General features: G+C 63.0%; 14 protein-coding genes. 4 read left to right on the top strand and 10 right to left on the bottom strand.

The annotated features are described in order from the left end of the window. Positions 1–103: 103 nt before the first annotated feature. Entirely contained in the window at positions 104–2,089 is a 1,986-nt protein-coding gene (locus GTP23_RS05370) for a site-specific recombinase (RefSeq protein WP_161034169.1), read from the top strand. A 2-nt stretch (positions 2,090–2,091) separates the two neighbouring features. Then, positions 2,092–3,486 (top strand): cardiolipin synthase, encoded by a 1,395-nt coding sequence (gene cls / locus GTP23_RS05365; protein ID WP_161034168.1) that lies wholly within the window; start codon positions 2,092–2,094, stop codon positions 3,484–3,486. Positions 3,487–3,507: 21 nt separating this feature from the next. Here cls and GTP23_RS05360 read toward each other — a convergent pair whose 3' ends face one another. The 3 genes from GTP23_RS05360 to GTP23_RS05350 are packed head-to-tail and all read right to left on the bottom strand — an operon-like array spanning position 3,508 to position 5,987. After that, positions 3,508–4,320 carry a metallophosphoesterase family protein gene (locus GTP23_RS05360; RefSeq protein WP_161034167.1) on the bottom strand — a complete coding sequence of 271 codons (813 nt, stop codon included), beginning with the start codon at positions 4,318–4,320 and terminating at the stop codon, positions 3,508–3,510. Positions 4,321–4,329: 9 nt separating this feature from the next. After that, on the bottom strand, positions 4,330–5,235 hold the full coding sequence (locus tag GTP23_RS05355; protein WP_161034166.1) for a diacylglycerol/lipid kinase family protein: 906 nt from the start codon (positions 5,233–5,235) through the stop codon (positions 4,330–4,332). Beyond that, positions 5,235–5,987 (bottom strand): phosphatase PAP2 family protein, encoded by a 753-nt coding sequence (locus GTP23_RS05350; RefSeq protein WP_161034165.1) that lies wholly within the window; start codon positions 5,985–5,987, stop codon positions 5,235–5,237. The genes GTP23_RS05355 and GTP23_RS05350 overlap by 1 nt, the downstream gene beginning before the upstream one ends. A 138-nt stretch (positions 5,988–6,125) precedes the next feature. Between GTP23_RS05350 and GTP23_RS05345 the strand changes: the two genes are divergently transcribed. Continuing rightward, positions 6,126–6,350: a hypothetical protein gene (locus GTP23_RS05345; RefSeq protein ID WP_155433501.1), complete on the top strand. Its 225-nt coding sequence runs from the start codon at positions 6,126–6,128 to the stop codon at positions 6,348–6,350. Between the two features lie 72 nt (positions 6,351–6,422). On the opposite strand, the gene GTP23_RS05340 is transcribed toward GTP23_RS05345, so the two are convergent. Both GTP23_RS05340 and GTP23_RS05335 read right to left on the bottom strand, forming a co-directional pair. Further along, complete coding sequence (locus tag GTP23_RS05340; RefSeq protein WP_161034164.1) at positions 6,423–7,496, bottom strand: AI-2E family transporter; 1,074 nt, start codon at positions 7,494–7,496, stop codon at positions 6,423–6,425. Between the two features lie 84 nt (positions 7,497–7,580). Continuing rightward, positions 7,581–8,474 (bottom strand): LysR family transcriptional regulator, encoded by an 894-nt coding sequence (locus tag GTP23_RS05335; protein WP_161034163.1) that lies wholly within the window; start codon positions 8,472–8,474, stop codon positions 7,581–7,583. 99 nt (positions 8,475–8,573) lie between these two features. On the opposite strand from GTP23_RS05335, the gene GTP23_RS05330 reads away from it, so the two are divergent. Beyond that, positions 8,574–9,587 carry a zinc-binding alcohol dehydrogenase family protein gene (locus GTP23_RS05330; protein ID WP_161034162.1) on the top strand — a complete coding sequence of 338 codons (1,014 nt, stop codon included), beginning with the start codon at positions 8,574–8,576 and terminating at the stop codon, positions 9,585–9,587. Positions 9,588–9,597: 10 nt separating this feature from the next. Here the strand turns inward: GTP23_RS05330 and GTP23_RS05325 are convergent, their stop codons facing one another. The 5 genes from GTP23_RS05325 to GTP23_RS05305 form a co-directional block, all read right to left on the bottom strand. Beyond that, entirely contained in the window at positions 9,598–10,101 is a 504-nt protein-coding gene (locus GTP23_RS05325) for a hypothetical protein (RefSeq protein WP_229255919.1), read from the bottom strand. 84 nt (positions 10,102–10,185) lie between these two features. Next, positions 10,186–11,382 (bottom strand): alanine transaminase, encoded by a 1,197-nt coding sequence (gene alaC, locus GTP23_RS05320; RefSeq protein ID WP_161034161.1) that lies wholly within the window; start codon positions 11,380–11,382, stop codon positions 10,186–10,188. A 142-nt stretch (positions 11,383–11,524) separates the two neighbouring features. After that, entirely contained in the window at positions 11,525–12,388 is an 864-nt protein-coding gene (locus GTP23_RS05315) for an EamA family transporter (protein ID WP_161034160.1), read from the bottom strand. A gap of 10 nt (positions 12,389–12,398) precedes the next feature. Then, on the bottom strand, positions 12,399–16,055 hold the full coding sequence (locus GTP23_RS05310; protein ID WP_161034159.1) for a DUF748 domain-containing protein: 3,657 nt from the start codon (positions 16,053–16,055) through the stop codon (positions 12,399–12,401). Between the two features lie 57 nt (positions 16,056–16,112). Beyond that, the gene (locus GTP23_RS05305; RefSeq protein WP_161034158.1) at positions 16,113–16,613 is read right to left on the bottom strand and encodes a hypothetical protein; all 501 of its coding nucleotides are present in this window, start codon (positions 16,611–16,613) and stop codon (positions 16,113–16,115) included. Positions 16,614–16,636 lie beyond the last annotated feature (23 nt).

Genomic DNA, 16,636 nt, shown 5'->3' with positions numbered 1-16,636 from the left:
TCCGGCTCCGCCCATAGTGTTCCCGCTGCTCTATGTACGCTAGCGTACATACGTCCACGGCGTACCGCCCTAGAATCCAGCATCCCCAACCATTGCTGCCACTATGCTAGAGATACTTGAACGCCTCGACGGCGACAGCGACGACATCGGCCTCATGGTCGAGCTGGTCGCTGCACTGCGCCCGCGCCGCGCCAGCGATGGCGCCCAGGCCGGTGCGCAGGTACGCACGCTGTGCCAGCTACTCAAGGGCAACCCGCGCCATGCGGCGGCGCTCTACCAGTACAGCTGCACGCTGCTGCGCCAGCGCCGCCATGCCAGCCTGTACACGGAAACGGGCGTGCTTTCCAATGACGGCTTCTTCAGCGAGCTGAAGCGGCGCGTGGCCTACCGCATCTTGCCGCCGGCGCTAGGTGACGACTACCTGAGTGATGCGCTTGACCGCGTACTGTTTCGCCGCAGCGACCAGCGCTGGATCGCTGCCGTCACAGCGGAAGACTGGCTGGCCCTGCTCGATGTAGTGTGCGCCGCCCATGCCGGCCCGCCCGAACAGCTGCTGCTGCCCGGCCTGCTGGAAGCCATACGCACGCTGTCCTACCGCATCAGCGCCATCGGGCTGGAACCGCGCCTGACCAATTTCCATACCGAGATAGAAACCTATGAATCGCCGTTTCTGGCCCAGAACGTGGAAACGCTGCGCTATCTGGACAACCACCAGCAGCGCCAGCTGCAGCCCGAACTGGCCCCGGAAGATGGCAGCCATCTGGGCGTGATGCTGGACCAGTGCGATCAGGTCATTGCCAGCATCCGCAAGAAGGCGCTCAGCCAGGGCACCAGCATCGCCCTGACCTATCTGCTGGTGACGCTGAGCCAGAGCATACAGCGCCTGCGCAAGCTGCTGGAACTGGTGGAACCCATGGAGCGGCAGGCCCGCCGCATGGCGGCGCTGGCACTGGCGCAGGAACTGATCAGCGCGCACAGCAACAAATATCTGGTGCGCGACCTGATACGCGACAACATCAATCTGCTGGCCCGCAATGTCACGGAAAATGCCAGCCACACGGGCGAACACTATGTGGCCGACGACCGTGCCCAGCTGCGCGCCATGTTCTATTCCTCGGCCGGTGCCGGGCTGGTGATAGGTTTTATGGCCCTGTTCAAGCTGCTCATGTCCGGCCTGCGCACGGCGCCGCTGGTGGCCGCTTTCATGTATGCGATGAATTATTCGCTGGGCTTTATGTTCATCCACCTGCTGCATTTCACCGTCGCCACCAAGCAGCCGGCCATGACGGCCTCGCACCTCGCGGCCGAACTGCATAGCAATGACGGACGCAACATCGATATCGACAGCATGGCCGAACTGTGCAACCGCGTGATCCGCACCCAGAACATGGCCGTGCTGGGCAATCTGGCCACCGCCATTCCCACTGCCTGGCTGATCGCCATGGGCTGGCCTTATCTGACGGGCCAGCCACTGATCTCGCCCGACAAGGCCATGCACCTGCTGCACGACATCGATCCCCTCAACGGCTACACGCTGCTGTATGCGGCCATCGCCGGGGTCTGCCTGTTCCTTGCCGGCCTGATCTCGGGCTATTACGACAACAAGGCGCTGTACACGCGCTGGGCCCAGCGCATCATGCAGCTGCATGCCCTGAAGCGCCTGATCGGTGCGCCACGGCTGGCCCGCCTCGGGCACTATCTGGAAAACAATCTGGGTGGCCTGATGGGAAATTTCTACTTCGGTATATTGCTGGGCGTGATGCCGCTGCTGGGCTTTCTGCTGGGCCTGCCGCTGGATATCCGCCACGTCACCTTCTCGTCGGCCAATTTCGCCACGGCCATGGTGGCGCTCGACCATCAGGCCAGCTGGCAACTGGTGCTCACTTCCGTGGCCGGTTTTCTCGCCATCGGCACGGTGAATCTGCTGGTCAGCTTCGGGCTGGCCCTGTGGGTAGCGCTGCGGGCCCGTCAGGCCCGCTTCCGCCACGGCTGGCAGTTGCTGGGCGCATTGCTGAAACGCTGGCGCCAGGGCCCGATCCGCTTTTTCTTCGGCAGCGCCGAGCCGCCTGCCACACCACAGGGAGACTGAACATGCTGCGCGCACACTGGACCGGCTTACTGGCAGTGGCCCTGCTGTGCTGCAGCCTGTTCGGCGCCTGCGCCTCATTACCTGCGCCGGCACCGGCCACAGCGCCAGCTGCCGCAGCCAATATGGCGCCCAGCATACAGGGCGCACAGGGCGAGCTGCCGGCCGCACGGGCGCGCGCCTTGCTGGCCAAGCGCTGGCCACAGGGCCGGCTCGATCCGGCCACGCTAGCAGCGCTGGAACAGCAGGCCACGGGCGTGCCCCTGATTGCCGGCAACCGCTGCACCCTGCTGTTCGATGGCCCGCAGACCATGGGCGAAATGCTCAAAGCCATACGCGCAGCGCGCAACCACATCAATCTGGAAACCTATATCTTCGATCAGGATGCACTGGGCATGGAGTTCGCCGAAGCGCTGATGGCCAAACAGCGTCAGGGCGTCAGCGTCAACATTCTGTATGACAGCGTGGGCACGCTGGGCGTACCGGCCGAGTTCTTCCAGCGCATGCGCGATGCCGGCATCCACCTGCTGGAATTCAACCCCGTGAATCCGGCCCGCCTGCGCGGCGACAACTGGGACCTCAACCACCGCGACCACCGCAAGGTGCTGATCGTCGATGGCCGGGTGGCGTTCACGGGCGGCATCAACATCAGCGGCAGCTATGCGCGCAGCTCTTTGTTCCACTCGTCCGGCCGACACCGCTCGCAAAGCCAGCTGGGCTGGCGCGATACCCATATCAAAGTCGAAGGCCCGGCCGTGCGCGCCTTCCAGTGGCTATTCGTGCGCCAGTGGGCCAGCCAGGATAGTCAGGACTTGCGCGATGCCGATTACTTCCCCCCAGCCACCAATGCAGGCGACAAGCTGGTGCGGGTGCTGGGCAGCGATAATGACGATCCTTTCGATATCTATCAGGCCTATCAGCTGGCGTTCCGGCAGGCGCGCACCAGCATCCACCTGACTTCTGCCTATTTCGTGCCGGACCAGCACACCATTGATGCGCTCACGGCAGCCGCACGGCGCGGCGTGGACGTGCGCATCATCCTGCCCGGCGTCTCTGACAGCGGGCTGGTGTTCTATGCCGGCCATGCGTATTACGACCAGCTGCTCGATAGCGGCGTGAAAATCTACCACCTCAAGCTCACCGTACTGCATGCCAAGACAGCCGTGATCGACGGGCTCTGGTCCACCGTGGGCTCGACCAATATCGATACCCGCAGCTTCCTGCACAACAGCGAACTCAATGTCGTGGTGCTGGGGCCGGAATTCGGCCAACAGATGGAACTGGCGTTTCAGGAAGACTTGCGCAACTCCAGCGAAATCACGGTCGACGCGTGGCGCCACCGGCCCTGGCTGGACCGGCTGCGCGAATGGGCTGCCAGCCTGATGCACTACTGGCTCTAACCCGCTAGCCGGCCAGGCCATTCAGCACTGTTCGGTCCAGACACCGGCACTGCGCTGGAAATACTCCGTCTGGCTGGGGGCGTAGTCGCCGCTGGCCTGCTGCCAGCTATAGCGCTCGACCTGCACGCGGTCATGCGCCACCCGCAGCACGTTGAAGGAATTGTGCTCGCCACGGGCACGGGTGGACGTGGCCGTTCCGGCCTGCACCATCAGCGCCGCATAGCCGCTGATCTCGTAACGCTGGGCCGTGTTATGGGCATGGCTCACATGCAGATGGCCGGCCAGCAGCAAGTCCACGCCGCAATTGGCAAAGGCCTGCATGGCCTGCGGTGCACGGTTGACCAGATCCTTCTGATCGTAATCATCCGGCATATCGAAGGGATGGTGGGTCACCACGATGCGGGTCAGATGGGGATCGACCGCGCTCATGCGCTGATGAATCTGCTCGATCTGCTGGCGGTTGATACGGCCATCCTTGATGGTCAGCGAACGGGCCGTATTAATGCCCAGCACGGCGATCTCGTCATCGACAAATTCCGGCATCAGGTCCAGCGTCACATAACGCGTGTATTTGCGCAGCGGCGTGAGAAAGCGGCTGGCGACGTTATACAGCGGAATATCGTGGTTGCCGGGCACCACGATCTGCGGGCCCGGCAGCGTGTCGAGAAACGCCCGTGCGGCCTGAAACTCGGCCGTGCGGGCGCGCTGGGTCAGGTCGCCCGAGACCACCAGCACATCGGGCGCCAGTGCCGCCACCGTGCGTTGCAGGGGCGCCAGCAAAGCCTGATCGACACGGCCAAAGTGCAGATCGGAGAGATGGACGATGGTACGCATGGCAGCCTTTCAGCGGGGAACGATGACCTGCAGCGCAGCAGGCAGCGAGCGGTAGAGCAGCGGCGGCTTCATGCGCGTCACTTCGCCATCGGTGGCCACGCGCAGATGGCGCCGCCGGGTGGCGATGGTCAGGGCAGCCGTCTGCAGCACATCGAAATCGCGCGCCTGCGCCAGCTGGCCGAACAGCAGATGCAGCGCATAGCCGAGCAGTGCCAGCCGGGTGGGACGCTGGGCCACATACAGACACAGGCGGCCGCTATCGAGCCGGCTGCGCCGTCCCGTACTCAGACCCTGCTGGTATTCATTATTGCCGATAAAGATAAACGGCGTACGGCGCGTGTGCTGCACGCCATCGATGGTCAGTTCCAGCGACAGGAAGGGGAAGCGCCGCAACGCGGCAAACACGGCGCGGCCGAAGGCCGGCCATTTGCTGCGGCCGAAGCGGCGCTGCTGCTGTTCGCGGTCGCGCACGATGTCGGGATAGATGCCGAGGCTGGAGTTGTTCAGGAAGATGCGGCCATTCACTTCGCCCACATCCACCGTCACCACCTGCCCGTGCACCACGTTGGCGATGGCATGCTCGAGTTCCAGCGGGATGTGCATATCCTTGGCAAAGTGGTTGAGCGTACCCAGCGGCAGTACCCCCAGCCGCGTGCTGCTGCCCACCAGCGCCGAGGCCACGGCATTGATGGTGCCATCGCCGCCGCCCGCCACCACGGTGGTCACGCCGTCCGCGACAGCCTGCCGGGCGCGCTCTATCAGTTCGGCGCCGCTGTGGGCCAGCAGCACTTCCGCCTGCCGTCCATGCTGGCGGAAATGCTGCGCCAGCGCTGCCACCCGCCCAGCGTCGGAGCCGGTTCCGGCACCGGCATTGATCAGCACGACTACGCTTTCCAGCTTACTCTCCTCCTGCATCAGCCTTGCTCCAGCGTAGGTGTTTCAGGTCCTGCTGCCGCGCGCTGGCGCGCTTCCCGGCGTCGCCGCAAGGTCGAAATGGCGGTAAGCCAGATCGCCAGCCACGCCACGCTTTCTGCCATCGCTGCCAGCACATCGCTCAGATAATGGGCCCCCAGATACATACGGCTCAGCGCCACCAGCAGCACCATGCTAATACTGAGCAACACCGCCAGCAGGCGCGCATGCCACTGCGGCCGCACGATCACCAGATAGCAGGCCAGCAGGCCCCAGAACATGGTAGCCGCTGCCGTATGCCCGCTAGGAAAACTATACGTCAATAAGGATACCAGCGGTTCCTCGAAGACGGGCCGGGGCCGCTGTATGGTGTATTTGATCGCCACATTCAACAGGGCGCCCGTGGGCGTGGCCACCAGCACGGCCAGCAGCCAGTAGTGCGCACCGATGCGCCAGAAATAGGCCGCCAGCGCCAGCACCAGCAGCACCATGGGGATGCCCGTGTGCAGCATGGAAATGATGCGCATCACACTGGTCAGCGGCTCGAATGCACGGGCATGGAACCACTGCGCCACCTGTACATCCAGTACCGTGATGCCGCCCTGCCCCAGTACGGCCACGGCCAGCGCATGGAATACGGCCATGGCCAGCGCCACCAGCAGCACGCCGGCCGTCAGTTGCAGGCCGAATTCTTCTCGCGGCGACAGCCTTGCTTCGATGAAACGCACTACTTTGCTGAAAATTTGGTCAGCCAACACTGCTTCCCGTTCAAGTTGGTGGAAAAACCACAAAAAAGCAAATTTACTGTTTATTTACACAGTACCTGTTTATTCATACAGTAGTTGTGCTATTCTGAACTCCTCGATTAACACAACGCATTCAAAGGAAACGACATGACTACATTGAATAGCAGCTTTGGTTCCCGCTTCGGTATGGAATACTTGCCGACTTCGTTCATGGTCCGTGTGGGCAAACGTGAATTGCTGGTGTGCCGTGACTTCCGCAAACGCTACTACGCTGTCAATCCTATCCTCGAGTGCGACACCGGCGTGCAAGCTGGCCACCTCGAAGTGCTGGTATTCGGCCGCTGGCTGCTGATTCTGTCGAAGGCGCACTAATGGTTGCCGGCGCCAGTTGCCCTGCCCAGTCGCCCGATCTGCCCGCCAATGCGGCAGCTTCGCGGGCGCTCCTCACCTGGGTGTGGCAACTGGCCTACCGTCATCAAACAGATTGGCCTCGTACCACAGCGTCACAAACAGCACCATTACCACTGGCCCGATAAACAGGCCCACCAGCCCCAGCGTTTCGACGCCGCCCAGTATGCCGAACAGCACGGCGAGAAAAGGCAGACGGGTGGCATTGCCTATCATGCCGGGCCGCACGAAGTGATCGGCCACGAACAGGACGATGCTACCCCACACGGCCACGGCAATGGCGCCGGCCACGGCGCCCTGACTGGCCAGCAGCGCCGCCGCACTGAGAAACGCAATCGGTGCGCCGAACGGAATGATCGCCAGTATGCCCGTCACAGCGCCCCATACGGCGGCCGAATGCAGGCCGGCCAGCGCATAGCCTATGCCGATCAGCACACCTTCGGCCAGACCGACCAGCACCAGACCGTTGACGGTGGCACGGATGGCGGTCGGCACTTTGGCGGAGAAATGGGCCCAGCGTTCCTCGCTCACGCAATGGCTGCCGATGGCGTGGATCTGGCGGCTCAGCGCAGCGCCATCTTTGTAGAAGAAGAACAGGCAGAGGAAGGCCAGGCCGAAGTCCATCAGTCTGTGCATGAAACCGGCACCGACCACCTTGATCATATCGCTGGCCGAATGCAGGCCATTGATTTCATGCTCGGATAGCAGATGGGCCAGCCCGTGCGGCTGGCTCAGCGTGGCCTGCCACCAGTCCGCGATCCAGTCGCCCACCATGGGCAGGTTCTGCATGAAGGCCGGCACGGGCAGGCCGTCCGTATTGGCCTTGACGACAAAGGCGGCCAGTTCCGGCGCCTGCCGCGCTGCCTGCGTCACGCCCAGCGCCAGCGGCACCACGAACACGGCCAGCATCAGCAGGGTCAGCACGGCGGCCGCCAGCACATCGCGCCCGCCCATGCGCGCACGCAAGCGCACATACAAAGGCCAGGTGGCGACGCACAATATGCCGGCCCAGACCAGCGGCAGGAAAAAGCGGTGCATCACGAAAGCGGCTAGCACTATCAGCATCAGCGAAAAGCCGGCACTCAGAATATCGCGCTGGGTTTCATTCATCGGGGCGTCTCCAGATCAAGGGTGTGGCTATGGTAAGCGGAATTTGTCATTCAGCAAGCATCGCGCTACCGATTTAATAACTTCCTAAGCCTGCATACAGCGCTCGCGCAGGAAATCGCGTAGCTGCAGCACCGTGGGCGTGATGTGCTGGCGATGCATACACAGCATGTTCAGCGGCGCCGCTTCGCCGGCCAGATGCGGCAGCAACACCAACAGGCGGCCGGCGCGGATATCGTCGGCCAGATCGAGCCGCGATTTATAGGCGATGCCCAGACCAGCCACGGCCCAGCGCCGCACCACATCGGCATCGTCGGCACTGCGGTTGCCCTGCACATGCAGCTCCTGCAGCTCGCTGCCTTGCCCGAACTGCCAGCGGTCGTGGATCACTTCGTCCACCATGAAGCGCAGGCAGTTGTGCTGCAGCAGATCGTCCAGCGTCGCCAGTGCAGCGTGGCGTTGCAGATAGGCCGGGGCGGCCACCAGCACGCGCCGGTTATCGGGCGCCAGCGGCAGCGCCACCAGACTGGAATCATCCAGCCGGCCGTAGCGTATGGCCAGATCGACAGGCTGACGGTACAGATCGGAGACGCGGTCGCTCACGCTGAGCTGGAAACTCACACGCGGATAGCGCGCCTGAAATTCGTCCAGCCAGCGCACCAGAAAATTGCGCCCCAGATCGGATGGCATGGCGATGCGCAGCAGACCGCCCGGCGTATCCTGCCCCTGCTGCAAAGCTTCCTGTCCTTCCTGCAGCAGCCGCAGCGCTTCGCGCGCATGGCGCAAATAGTTTGCCCCTTCTTCCGTCAGGCGCAGGCTACGCGTGGTGCGCGCCAGCAGGCGCCAGCCCAGCGCCGCTTCCAGCCGCTTCAGCGCGGCGCTGGCCAGCGCCGGGGATATCGCCAGCTCCCGTGCCGCCGCCGACAGGCTGCCGCTATCGGCCGTGCGGACAAACACGGTCAGATCATCGAGTCTTAGCAATTTTCAAAATTCCTTTGAAAGTATTTCATCGAACACCGGCTTTTTCAAAGATTCAGAATAAATCATCATACGCCCATTCCCTACTTTATGGAGCTATCCATGCAAGCTGTTGCCTACCGCAAGTCCCTGCCTATCCACGATGCCGCCGCCCTGATCGATGTCGAGCTGCCGGATCCCGTCGCGCAGGGGCGCGATCTGCTGGTGGAAGTGCGCGCCGTATCCGTCAATCCCGTCGATGTGAAAATCCGCCGCAACGTGGCACCGGCCGAAGGCAGCGACAAAGTGCTGGGCTGGGATGCCGCCGGCATCGTGCGCGCCGTCGGTCCCGATGTGACGCTGTTCAAGCCCGGTGATCAGGTCTGGTATGCGGGCGATCTGACCCGCGCTGGCACCAATAGCGCGCTGCATCTGGTGGATGAACGCATCGTCGGCCACAAGCCGGTCAATCTGGATTTCGCCCAGGCCGCTGCCCTGCCCCTGACCGCCATCACGGCATGGGAGCTGCTGTTCGAACGGCTGGAAGTGCGCCGCGACAAGGGCCAGACGGGCCAGTCGCTGCTGGTAATCGGTGCGGCCGGCGGCGTAGGTTCCATCCTCGTGCAGCTGGCGCGCCAGCTGACGGGGCTGACCGTGATCGGCACCGCCTCGCGCCCTGAAACGGCGGACTGGGTACGCGAGCTGGGCGCCCACCATGTGCTCGACCACAGCAAGCCGCTGCAGGAAGAAATCGCCCGTCTGGGTCTGCCGCCCGTCACCTATGTGGCCAGCCTGAACCAGACCGACCAGCACTGGGCCGCGATTGCCGAACTGGTAGCACCGCAGGGCAAGGTGGCGCTGATCGATGATCCCGACAGTCTCGATATCCGCCTGCTCAAGCGCAAGAGCGTTTCGCTGCACTGGGAATTCATGTTCACCCGTTCGATGTTCCAGACCAGCGACATGATCGCCCAGCACCGCCTGCTCAACGATGTGGCCAAACTGGTGGAAACGGGTGTGCTGCACACCACGCTGACGCAGATATTCGGCAGCCTGAATGCGGACAATCTGAAGCGCGCGCACGCGCTGATCGAGAGTAACCGCGCACGCGGCAAGATCGTGCTGGTCGCTGACTAGCCCCTAACTGTCAGGCGGCACGCTGCGCGCGCAAGCGCTGCAGCACTGCCGCATCATGTTCGGCCAGAACCACCAGCACGGTGCTGGCCGCCACGCAGCAGTGGTCGAGCACGGCCATCAGCGCATCCTGACGCTGCTGCAGCCGGTGCGAACGATAGCCGAGCTGGTTGAACATGCGCTCGACATCGATACAGTCGGCGCGCAAGCCCCACAGCATATCGCGCGTGCCGGCCATCTCGTTGCGCATCGCATGGTCGACGTCGAGCATTTCCAGCTGGGCCTTCGGGTCCAGACCGTAAGCGCGTATGGTGCGCTGCCAGCGCTCCAGCTTCTGGCTGATGCGGCGCAGACGCAAAATCTTGCCGTCTAGCGTACGGCAATGGCGCCAGCACAGCAAGCACAGAGGCAGCGTTGCCAGAATCTGCGGCAGCACCAGACGGACCCACCAGCACTCCGCCTGCCGCCACAGTGCCTGCAGGCGCCGCAAACAAATCTGTACGGATGAAGTAGACATAGTCGAGGCTCCGGTAGCTTAACTTCGCTACCATAGCCGCCGCATCAAAGGCCGGATTTGATGCGGCGTAAATGTACTGCGAATTTATTCAGGCTTGCGCAGCATCGCCTTAATACCGCGCAGCCCCTGACGGATGCGCGCTTCGTTTTCGATCAGGGCGAAGCGCACATAGCCATCGCCGTATTCTCCGAAACCGATGCCGGGGGAGACGCAAACCTTGGCCTCCGCCAGCAGCAGCTTGGAAAACTCCAGCGACCCCATATGCCGATAGGCTTCCGGTATCGGCGCCCAGATATACATCGACGCTTTCGGCTTCTCCACCTGCCAGCCCGCTTCGCACAGCCCCTTGTGCAGCACATCGCGCCGGCTCTGGTACATGGCGCAGATATCGCTCACGCACTGCTGGTCGCCTTCCAGCGCCGCAATCGCCGCCACCTGCACCGGCGTGAAGCTACCGTAATCGTGGTAGCTCTTGATGCGGGCCAGCGCCGCCACCAGTTCGCGGTTACCCACCATGAAGCCTATGCGCCATCCCGCCATGTTGTAGCTCTTGGACAGCGTGAAGAACTCCACCGCCACCTCGCGCGCACCGGGCACCTGCATGATGGACGGAGCTTTCCAGCCATCGAAGCTGATGTCGGCATACGCCAGATCATGCACCACCAGAATGTTGTGCTGCCTGGCCAGCGCTACTACCCGCTCGAAGAAATCCAGTTCCACACACTGCGCCGTAGGATTCGACGGGAAGCCGAGGATCATCATCTTCGGCTTAGGATAGCTCTCGCGCACCGCCCGTTCCAGCTCGTCGAAGAAATCCACGCCGGGCGTCATGCGCACGGAGCGGATATTCGCACCGGCGATCACCGCGCCCCAGATGTGAATAGGGTAGCTGGGGTTAGGCACCAGCACTGTGTCGCCCTGGTCCAGCGTTGCCAGCATCAGGTGCGCCAGCCCTTCCTTGGAACCGATGGTGACGATGGCTTCGCTATCGGGATCGAACTCCACGTCGTAGCGGCGCTGGTACCACTTGGTGATGGCGCGGCGCAAACGCGGTATGCCTTTGGAAGCGGAATAGCCATGCGTATCGGGACGTTTGACGGTATCGATCAGTTTCTCGACGATGTGGGACGGTGTCGCACCATCCGGATTACCCATCGACATATCGATGATGTCTTCGCCACGGCGGCGCGCCGCCAGTTTCAGTTCGGCGGTGACATTGAAAACGTAAGGGGGAAGGCGATCTATGCGCGCAAAGCTGCGCGACGGAGTGGTATCAGTCATGGAGTTCTCACGTAAGCGCCCGGAACCGTCCGAGCGACGTTGATGCAAGTGCACCGGCATCCATACTAGCCCACGCGCGCACCGCTTGGCAACTGCTATGCGGCAGATTTTTTTTGTTGGCCTGCTACGCCAGCGCGCCCACTCAGGATAAGGTAGTCAGCACCGAAGCGCCCACCATGCTGGCAATCGCCAGCCACTGGATAGCGCTCAGACTCTCGCCCAGCACCACCAGTCCGGCCAGCGCGCTCAGTGCCGGCGCCGCGCTGCTGAACATGCTGAAAGTGCGCTGCGACAGCCGGCGCAAGGACAGCATCTCCAGCGTATAGGGCAAGGCACTGCACATCAGCGCAATCGCCAGACCGATGGCCAGATAGGATGGCGTGAGCAGCGTGCTGCCGCCATACCACGCACCGATAGGCACGACAAACACGGAAGCGGCCAGCATGGCCCACGCCACCGACTGCCCGCCGTGCATCACCGAAACGCGTTTGCCAAACACGATGTACAGCCCCCAGCACACGGCCGCACCGGCCGCATAGGCCACCCCGACCGGATCGAGCTGATTGACACCGCTATGGATAGGCAGCAGGAGGTACAGCCCCACGGCAGCCAGCGCCACTGCCAGCAGATCGCGCGGCCGGCGCGAGGACAGCACTGCCACCGTCAGCGGCCCCGCCACTTCGATGGCGACCGCGATGCCCAGCGGGATGCGGCTGAACGAACGGTAGATCAGCAGATTCATCAGCCCGATCACGCTGCCGTAGATAGCCACGTTCACTCCCTGCGCCAGCGTCAGCGGCGTGCGCCACGGCCGGAACACGGCCAACATGATGATGGCGGCGATTCCCACCCGGTAGGAAGCCACACCCTCCACGCCGATCAGCGGGAACAGATGTTTGGCGAGTGCCGCGCCGAGATTCAGCGAGAGCTGGCTGGCTAGCAGGGCAAACCCTGCCAGCAGCGCACTGCCGGCAGGTTTGGCGCTCGCTCCGGAACTATCGTTCATATCGTTTATATTATTTCGCCGACAGTTCCAGTTTCAGCGGCAGAGTCGCACCGCTGCGTACTTCGATGGCCTGCGGCGCTGCAGCTTGCGCCGCAGCGGGCGCCACGCCGGCTTCCTTGAGTGCCGCCAGTATCACATTGGCGCGCTGCGTGCCCAGCTGACGCAGCGCATCTGCCGGCAAGGCCTGCTGCTGTTCCAGCCGCTGCTGCAGTTGCTGGTAGAAAGCGCTGGCATCGGCCACCTGCGGTTCGCCCTGAACCAGCTTGGCCATACGCTGCAGCATTGGCAGCTTCTGTGCAGCGCTGCCATCGGCTGGCGCACCCTGCTCGCCATTGGCGGACGTACCTGCCGCTGCGCTGGCTTTGCCGCTGGCAGTGGCCGCAGCCTCCGCCGCTTTTCTCTGCTGATCCAGTGCAGCCGTGCCAAAGCGTTCGGCATACAGATCGCGCAAGGCAGAACGCACTTTGCGCTGGCCGAGGTCCAGCGGCCCCGCTGGTTCGTCCGCTGCCAGCGTCACGCCGGCACGCTGCAGCACCGTACGGCGTACGGCCTGCTGGCGCAGTGCCGCGCCATCGAGCGCCTCGCCATACAGACCCGGCACCGACAGATGCAGCTGCGGCTTCTTGGCCAGTATCTGCGCCACCTGCTTGAGTTTCTCGCGTTCTGGCGGCAGCAGCGCGGCGCTGCCTGCATCGAAGCTGATCGCTTCCAGTTCATCACCGCTAATGCCGAACAGGCTGCCCAGTGCGCGGAACGGCGAAGTGACGATCTTGCTCATGATATTGCCGATCGCCTTCCACACCACGGCGCCATAGCTGAACTGGGGATCATTGAGATCGCCGGAAACCGGCACGCCGAGTTCGATCCGGCCATTGCTATCCTTGAGGATGGCCAGCGCCAGTTCCAGCGGCAGGTGCAGCGCATCAGGGCTATCGATACGTTCGCCCAGTGTCAGCTTATCCAGCACGATCTGGTTATTCCCTTCCAGCTGGCTGTGGCGTACCTTGTACTGCAGGTCCAGCGAGATCTTGCCTTCGGCGATACGGTAGCCAGCGAACTTCATGCTATACGGCGAGGCCGAGACCATATCGACGTTCTTGAATACCACGCTGAGGTCAGTGTTATCGGCCAGCACAAAGGGATTGAGCTTGCCACGGATGCGGGTAGAACCATATTCGTCCACGCGGCCATCGATCTCCACCTGACTGCTGGCATCGGCGCGCGAAGACAGGCCCGTAATCACACCATTCAGCTCGTACATCTTGGCGCTGAACTGGGGCCGCAGGCTCAGGTCCGTGAACGCCAGTTTGGCATTCTGCAGGCGCAGGCGACGTATCTTCAGCGGGAATGGTGTGGCGGTTGCAGTGGTCGTAGTGGTCGCTGCCGTGGCAGTAGCGGCCGACTTGGCCGCAGTACCAGAAGCAGCACCGGCAGCAGCCGTGGCCGCAGCAGGTTGCGCTGCTTCGGGCTGCGGCACCAGCAGCCGCGCCGCATTGAAGCTGCGGTCATTCTCGATAATCAGCGTAGCATCCGGCTCCACCAGACGCAATTCACTAATATCCAGCAGATCCGGCTTCAGGCTGAAAGCCAGCTTCTCGGCACGCAGCTGCTTCCAGTGCGCAAAGCGGTCGCCGTCGTCTTCGTTCAATACCAGCTCGTCGAAATCCAGCCCGCCGTCGTAGCGCACAGCGGCATCCTTGGCAGTACCGGCGCCCAGATGCAGATGGCCCTGCGTGGAAATGGCGCCGCTGGCGATCTTCAGGCGCAGATATTTCGCCAGCATAGGCTGAACCGGCGCTATCGCCAGCTTGCTCAGTTTAAGGTCGGCTTCCAGCGCCACACTGGCCGGCACCAGCTTGCCTTGCGCCTGCAACTGGCCGCCTTCGCGCAAGGCTAGCGCGCCATCAAAGCTCACCGGCTTGGCCAGATCGCTACCCACGTCGTTGAGCGCCAGCCTAAAGTCCTGCACATTGGCCTTGATGCCGCTCGCGGCATCGTCATAGCGTGCACCGAAACGGTTGAACTCCACCCGCCTGATACTGGCCGTCCATGCCGGTGCAGCCGCCGAAGCTGAAGCTGATGCGCGAGCTGGTGCTGATGCGCGAGCTGGCGCAGCTACCGCAGCGGGCGCCTCCGGCTGGGCCGCCTTGCTGTCATTTTTGTTCAGTGGCAGTGCCTGCAGTAGCAGGAACTGCCCCTTGCTGTCACGCGACAGATCGAGCTGGCCGCCTTCGAACGCGAGCTTGCCCACTGTGGCCCGCCGGGCCGCCAGATCAAGTTCGCCCTGCTCCACCGCCGCACGGGCCAGCTTGAACGGAGTGGCCGCACCGCTTTGCAATTGCAGATTGTCCAGCGCCACACGGCCATCGGCCAGCTGTAGTTCCAGGCCCTGCTTGCCGCTGTGCGCCTGCAGATTCAGATGCAGTGCCAGCTGCTCGGCCGAGACTTTCAGTGCGGGCTGCACGCTTTCATCGATTGCGCTCAGCGCCACACCATCGAGGTCGAACTGCTTGAGGTTCAGCTTCCATGCCGGAGCAGGCGGCTTGGCTGCGACCATGGCTGCCGTGTTCTGCGCGGCCGGTTTGGCAACGGCAGGCTGCCTGGCCGGTGTTGCAGCTGATGCTGTGGCCGGCGCGGCCACCGGCGCCGCGGCGGGCACGGCCAGCGTAGTCAGGTCCAGCACACCGCGCGCATCGCGCCGCAGTGTCAGCGCACCGCCATGCAGACCGATGCTGGCGATGTTCACCGTCTGTCGCCCCAGATCGAGATCGACCCCGCCGATATCGAATTTCTTCACCCGCGCAAACGGCGTTGCTGCGCCCTGCTGATGCAAGGCCAGATCGGCCAGCCCCAGACTGGCGCCATTCAGGCCCGCATCGATCTGGCCATCGTGATAACGGAACTGATAAGGCAGCGTAGCCGACAGCCGGCCAGCCGAGACCCCCATACGCACGTAAGGCTTGAGATAACTGGACAGGCCAGACAGGGCCACATTCTCCAGCGCCAGCTCGCCGCTGGCACTGATAGGATTGAGCGAGGCCTTGCCTTTCCAGCGCAGTTTGCCGCCCAGCCCCGCATCGGCACTGAGGGTGTAATCGCCGTTATCGTCCGGCAGCGTACTGAGATTATTCAGCGTGAAATCGATGGGCGCGAAGGTATCGCGGTAGCCGGCATGGCGGTCCTGCATCATCACCTTGCCCCGCTCCAGCGTGAAGTGGGCCACCACCAGCCGGGGCATGCCGCTATCCGGCTCGTCTTTCTTGTGCTTGTCCAGCGTCGCCAGCAGCTGGGCGATATTGAAGCTGCCATCGGGCGCAATCGCCAGTTGCAGATTCGGCCCCGCCAGCCGGATATCACCCAGGCACCAGGCCCGGCGCAGCAGCGAGCGCCACTGCAGTTCCACTTCCAGCTGCTCGAAGCTGAACAGCGGCGCATCATTGGCTTCGGTAACTGCCAGTTGTTGCAGCGACAGGCGCAAAGTGAAAGGATTGAAGCGCACGTCGGCCACACTGGCCTTGCGCTCCAGCTCGGAGGCCACCAGCGCCGGCACCTGGCTCTTGATCAGCTTGGGCAATAACCAGCCGCCAGCCAGCGCATACAGACCCAGCGCACTGGCCACCCCAGCGCCCCAGCGCTGCCAGCGTTTTTTAAAGACTTGCAATCCCATCCCCAGAAGTAGCTACTAACCAACAGTATAGCAAGCACAACAGTTCTGGGGCGGCGATCAGTGTTTAAACAGGCCGCAATACGCGCCGTTGTCTTCCAGATTCACCCCGGCCTTGCCATCGGTCCCCACCAGCTTGATCCAGCCATCGGGCTTGTCCGGCGTGGGGCGCTTGCCGCAATTGGTATGCACCCAGTGTATGCCTACCCCGCCACGCGTGTACAGCTGGCCACAGACGGCGATGCGGTCATTGACGCGGATGCGTTCCAGCGAGGCCGGCACACTACGCTGCTCGGGATCGAAGCCCTGGGCAAAAACATTATCGATGGCAACATCGTAGACCTGTCCATCCTGATCGGCCTTCATCTTCAGGTGGGTGTGCGACAGTTCCACGCCCTTGCGGAACTGTCCATGCGCAAATTTCGGCCCTTTGACGATCACGCCGCTACGGTAGGTGCCGGCCGAAGCCGCACACTGGGCCGCATCATCAGCGGCCAGCGCCGCGCCGCCATAGCCATACACAGCGCCCAGCAAGGCTAGGCTAAGCAGAATTCGTTTCATAGTTCATCTCGCAAGTTCGGAAG

The organism is Duganella fentianensis (genome assembly GCF_009857835.1).
GTDB lineage: Bacteria > Pseudomonadota > Gammaproteobacteria > Burkholderiales > Burkholderiaceae_D > Rugamonas > Rugamonas fentianensis.
Note: the sequence above shows the minus strand (reverse complement) of the source record. Positions and strands in the feature narration are given on the sequence as shown.

Bases quoted from the DNA above. Each gene is read 5' to 3' on its own strand.
- GTP23_RS05370 (WP_161034169.1), top strand. From the start codon at position 104: ATGCTAGAGATACTTGAACGCCTCGACGGCGACAGCGACGACATCGGC.
- cls (WP_161034168.1), top strand. From the start codon at position 2,092: ATGCTGCGCGCACACTGGACCGGCTTACTGGCAGTGGCCCTGCTGTGC.
- GTP23_RS05360 (WP_161034167.1), bottom strand. From the start codon at position 4,320: ATGCGTACCATCGTCCATCTCTCCGATCTGCACTTTGGCCGTGTCGAT.
- GTP23_RS05355 (WP_161034166.1), bottom strand. From the start codon at position 5,235: ATGCAGGAGGAGAGTAAGCTGGAAAGCGTAGTCGTGCTGATCAATGCC.
- GTP23_RS05345 (WP_155433501.1), top strand. From the start codon at position 6,126: ATGACTACATTGAATAGCAGCTTTGGTTCCCGCTTCGGTATGGAATAC.
- GTP23_RS05340 (WP_161034164.1), bottom strand. From the start codon at position 7,496: ATGAATGAAACCCAGCGCGATATTCTGAGTGCCGGCTTTTCGCTGATG.
- GTP23_RS05330 (WP_161034162.1), top strand. From the start codon at position 8,574: ATGCAAGCTGTTGCCTACCGCAAGTCCCTGCCTATCCACGATGCCGCC.
- GTP23_RS05325 (WP_229255919.1), bottom strand. From the start codon at position 10,101: ATGTCTACTTCATCCGTACAGATTTGTTTGCGGCGCCTGCAGGCACTG.
- alaC (WP_161034161.1), bottom strand. From the start codon at position 11,382: ATGACTGATACCACTCCGTCGCGCAGCTTTGCGCGCATAGATCGCCTT.
- GTP23_RS05315 (WP_161034160.1), bottom strand. From the start codon at position 12,388: ATGAACGATAGTTCCGGAGCGAGCGCCAAACCTGCCGGCAGTGCGCTG.
- GTP23_RS05310 (WP_161034159.1), bottom strand. From the start codon at position 16,055: ATGGGATTGCAAGTCTTTAAAAAACGCTGGCAGCGCTGGGGCGCTGGG.
- GTP23_RS05305 (WP_161034158.1), bottom strand. From the start codon at position 16,613: ATGAAACGAATTCTGCTTAGCCTAGCCTTGCTGGGCGCTGTGTATGGC.